This window comes from Rodentibacter trehalosifermentans, from assembly GCF_002000545.1.
Taxonomy (GTDB): domain Bacteria; phylum Pseudomonadota; class Gammaproteobacteria; order Enterobacterales; family Pasteurellaceae; genus Rodentibacter; species Rodentibacter trehalosifermentans.
Genome location: NZ_MLHL01000030.1, coordinates 1 through 1826, shown reverse-complemented (window position 1 = coordinate 1826; position 1826 = coordinate 1). Strand labels below are relative to the sequence as shown.

1 protein-coding gene is annotated in these 1826 nt (G+C 46.1%); it reads right to left on the bottom strand.

The window, feature by feature from the left end:
* Window positions 1-1826, bottom strand: a 1826-nt coding sequence (gene tkt, locus BKK52_RS06075) for a transketolase (protein WP_143531392.1), incomplete at both ends; no start/stop codon positions are given.

Genomic DNA, 1826 nt, shown 5'->3' with positions numbered 1-1826 from the left:
GCTTCAATCGCCACACGTTTGGTGACAGAAGAAGGCAAGACGCTTTCACGATAGGCTTCGTCTTGTTTGTCAAAACGGTTGGTGCTTGGCATGGATACCACACGTACATTTTTGCCTTCAGCCGCAAGCACTTCTGCCGCTTTAACGGCAAGTTCCACTTCAGAACCAGTCGCAATCAAGATGAGATCCGGCGTGCCTTGGCTCTCTTTTAAGATATAACCGCCGCGAGCCACATTGGCTAATTGCTCGGAAGTGCGGTCCATTTGCGCCAAATTTTGACGGGTGAAAATTAATGCGCTCGGGCCTTCTTGACGTTCTACCGCTTGTTGCCACGCCACCGCAGATTCCACTTGGTCACACGGACGCCAGGTTTCAAGATTCGGAATTAAACGCAATGCCGCCGTTTGTTCCACCGGTTGATGGGTCGGGCCGTCTTCCCCTAAACCGATAGAATCGTGGGTATAAACAAAGAGATTGCGTAATTTCATTAATGCCGCCATACGCACCGCGTTATGGGCATATTCGTAGAACATTAAGAACGTAGCACCATAAGGAATGAAACCGCCATGTAAAGCGATACCGTTCATAATGGCTGACATACCAAATTCACGCACACCGTAGTTGATGTAATTACCATCAACGTTTTCATGAGCACGAATTGGTTTTGAACCGCTCCATAAGGTGAGATTAGAGCTGGCTAAATCTGCCGAACCGCCTAAAAACTCCGGTAACACCTGTGCATAAGCTTCAATAGCATTTTGTGAAGCTTTACGACTTGCAATGCTTGCCGGGTTGGCTTGTAATTTTTCAATGAAAGCTTGGGAATATTTTGTCCAGTCTACCGGTAATTCACCTGCCATACGACGTTTAAATTCAGCGGCTAATTCCGGATAGGCTTTTTCATAAGCGGCAAATTTTTCTTCCCATGATTTTTCTGCAGCCGCACCTTTTGCTTTCGCATCCCACTGGGCATAATATTCCGCCGGAATTTCAAATGGCGCATAATCCCAATTTAATGCTTTACGGGTTAAGGCAATTTCTTCATCACCTAAAGGTGCACCGTGGCTGTCGTGGGAGTTCGCTTTATTTGGAGAGCCAAAACCAATAATGGTTTTGCAAATAATTAAGGTTGGTTTTTCTTTTTCTGCTTGGGCGAGAATTGTTGCTGCACGGATTTGTTCTGCATCATGCCCATCCACATTGCGGATCACCTGCCAGCCGTAGGCTTCAAAACGGGCGGCGGTATCGTCACTAAACCAACCATCAACATGACCGTCAATGGAGATATTGTTGTCATCATAGAACGCAATGAGTTTGCCTAAACCAAGCGTACCCGCTAAGGAACAGGCCTCGTGCGAAATCCCTTCCATTAAGCAACCGTCGCCCAAAAAGACATAAGTGTAGTGATCCACAATATCATGGCCTTCACGGTTAAATTGACCGCCTAAGGTTTTTTCGGCAATCGCCATTCCCACCGCATTAGTGATCCCTTGACCTAAAGGGCCGGTTGTGGTTTCAACACCCGGTGCATAACCATATTCCGGATGCCCCGGTGTTTTAGAATGTAATTGACGGAATTGTTTTAAATCGTCAATGGAAAGATCATAACCGGTTAAATGCAGCAAACTATAAATTAACATTGAGCCATGACCGTTTGACAGAACAAAACGGTCGCGATCTGCCCATTTCGGATTGGTTGGATTATGTTTTAAAAAATCACGCCACAACACTTCTGCAATATCTGCCATTCCCATCGGGGCACCCGGGTGACCTGATTTTGCTTTTTGAACAGCATCCATTGACAAAAAACGGATTGCGTTTGCTAA